The following is a 2,701-nucleotide window of genomic DNA, read 5'->3' on the forward strand; positions in this document are numbered from 1 at the left end:
CATTTCTGATGGATGAGCCGCTGTCCAACCTGGATGCGAAGTTGCGGGTGCAGATGCGCGGCGAGATCGCCCGGCTGCAGCGCCGGCTGGGCACCACGACTGTCTACGTGACCCACGACCAGACCGAGGCGATGACCCTGGGCGACCGGGTGGTGGTGATGCACGGCGGGGTGGCGCAGCAGGTCGGCACTCCCGACGAGCTGTACGAGCGGCCGGCCAACCTGTTCGTCGCCGGCTTCATCGGCTCGCCGGCGATGAACTTCTTCCCGGCCACCTTGACCCCGGCCGGGTTGCGTATGCCGTTCGGCGAGGTGACGCTGGCGGCGGCCACCCGCGACGCGATCTCCCGGTATCCGAGGCCGGACAAGGTCGTCGTCGGTTTACGCCCCGAGCACGTCGGCGATGCCGCACTGCTGGACGACAGTCGGCGCGCGACCGCGCTGACGGTCCGGGCGAACGTGGATGTCGTCGAGTCGCTGGGTGCCGACAAGTACGTGTACTTCACCCTTGCCGAACCGGACGGTGCCGGTGGCGACCTGGTGGCCAGGGTTCCCGCGGCGTCGAAGGCGGCCGGCGGACAGGCCCTGGAATTAGCCCTGGATACCACCAAACTCGTTGTCTTCAATGCGGATTCCGGTGTCAACCTGACAGTCCCGCCAGCCGGTGCCGGTGACTGAGGAACTCAGACCGGGTGCGTTCGTAACTGCACCGCTATTTCGCGGTTTTGCGCACGCTCGCGGCGAACGCAAACACGGCGCTCAAAGCCAGCCGTTGCGCCGGAACGCCCGGTGCAAGACGATGCAGATACCCACCATGAGGGTCAGCACCGCCGGGTAACCGAACGTCGCATGCAGTGCCGGCATGTGGTTGAAGTTCATCCCGTAGATTCCGGCGATCATCGTGGGCACCGCGATGATCCCGGCCCAGGCCGACATCTTGCGCATGTCGGTGTTCTGCTGCATGCCCACCCGGGCCAGCGCTGCCTGCACCAGCGAGCTGAGCATCTCGTCGTAACCGGCGATCTGGTCCGCCACCCGGTCCTGGTGGTCGGCGACGTCACGTAGGTAGCGCCGTACCTCCTTGGAGATCAGGTCTTTGTGCTCGGTCTGCATCCGCGCAAATGGGACCGACAGCGGGGCCACCGCCCGCCGCAACTCGACGACTTCACGTTTGGTCTGATAAATCGGTTCGACGTCCGTCCGGGTGTCGGGGGCGAACGCCACCTCCTCGATGATGTCGATGTCGGTTTCCATCAGGTTGGTCACTTCGACGTAGCGGTCCACCACGTAGTCGGCGATGGCGTGCATCACCGCATACGGACCCAGCCGCATGTGCTCGGGGTCGGCATCCATCTGCCGGCGTACGTCGGCGAGTCCGCTGTGCTCACCGTGCCGGACGGTGATGACGAAGTTTTTGCCGACAAAAACCATGATTTCGCCGGTCTCGACGATCTGGCGGGTCAGCACCACCGACTCGTGTGGCACGTAGTTGACGGTTTTGAGCACCAGGAACAGGGTTTCGTCGTAGCGCTCCAGCTTGGGTCGCTGATGAGCGTGCACGGCATCTTCGACTGCCAGTTCGTCCAGCGCGAAAACGTCGGCCACCTCCTGCATCTGGTGCTCGTTCGGCTCGTGCAGGCCGATCCAGACGAACGCGCTCTGCCCGGTGCCCTCGATTTCACGCACCTTCGCCACCGCATCGGGGTGGGTGAAGACCCCGGGCAATCGCACCCCGTCCATATAGACGCCGCAGTCGACCACAGCCTGCACTACCGGCACCTGGTTGGGCCGCGTCTCCGGGTTGGCGGACGTGCCAGACGCTGCGGGTGGCGAGAATGGCAACGGGCGAAACGATGGCATGACCGATCTCCCATCGCATCAGGTCCGTTCGCGTGCCGGTCAATGCTACGCGTTCCGGCCTACCCGGTGTGGACCGGAGAATCCGGTTCGGCGGCGGTGCGCTAGTTTCGAGCTCGAAGCAACTCGCCAAGGAGGATCCGACGTGAGCTCAACGCCATTCAAGGTGGCCGTCACCGGCGCCGCCGGTCAAATCGGTTACAGCCTGCTGTTCCGCCTGGCCAGCGGCGCGCTGCTGGGTACCGACCGGCCGGTCGAGTTGAGGCTGCTCGAGATCGAGCCTGCCCTGAAGGCACTTGAGGGTGTGGTCATGGAGCTCGATGACTGCGCGTTCCCGTTGCTGGCGGGGATCGAGATCGGCGCGGACGCAACCAAGATCTTCGACGGCGCCAACCTGGCCCTGCTGGTCGGCGCCCGTCCCCGCGGGCCGGGCATGGAGCGCAGCGATCTGCTGGAGGCCAACGGCGCGATCTTCAGCACGCAGGGTAGGGCGCTCAACGAAGTGGCCGCCGCCGACATTCGGGTCGGCGTGACCGGTAACCCGGCCAATACCAACGCGCTGATCGCGATGACCAACGCGCCCGACATCCCCCGCGAGCGGTTCTCCGCGCTCGCCCGCCTGGACCACAACCGGGCGATTACCCAGCTGGCCAGGAAGACCGGCTCGAAAGTCACCGACGTCAAGAAGATGACGATCTGGGGCAACCACTCGGCCAGCCAGTACCCGGACGTGTTTCACGCCGAGGTCGGCGGCCGCAACGCCGCCGAGGTGGTCGGCGACCAGGCCTGGATCGAGAACGACTTCATCCCGACCGTCGCCAAGCGCGGCGCGGCGATCATCGACG

The 2,701-nt window shown here is 65.8% G+C and carries 3 protein-coding genes; 2 read left to right on the plus strand and 1 reads right to left on the minus strand.

Features of this window, described 5'->3' with window-relative positions; all coding sequences use genetic code 11:
* Positions 1–677 (plus strand): ABC transporter ATP-binding protein (locus AC2VON_RS16665; protein WP_486953937.1); only part of this gene is annotated, 677 nt, incomplete at its 5' end.
* Positions 678–758: 81 nt separating this feature from the next.
* Here AC2VON_RS16665 and corA read toward each other — a convergent pair.
* Positions 759–1,859 (minus strand): magnesium/cobalt transporter CorA, encoded by a 1,101-nt coding sequence (gene corA, locus AC2VON_RS16670; protein ID WP_486953938.1) that lies wholly within the window; start codon positions 1,857–1,859, stop codon positions 759–761.
* Positions 1,860–2,001: 142 nt separating this feature from the next.
* Between corA and AC2VON_RS16675 the strand changes: the two genes are divergently transcribed.
* On the plus strand, positions 2,002–2,701 hold a 700-nt coding region (locus AC2VON_RS16675; protein WP_486953939.1), incomplete at its 3' end, for a malate dehydrogenase.

The sequence above is a fragment of the Mycobacterium sp. TH-M82 genome (assembly GCF_057473605.1).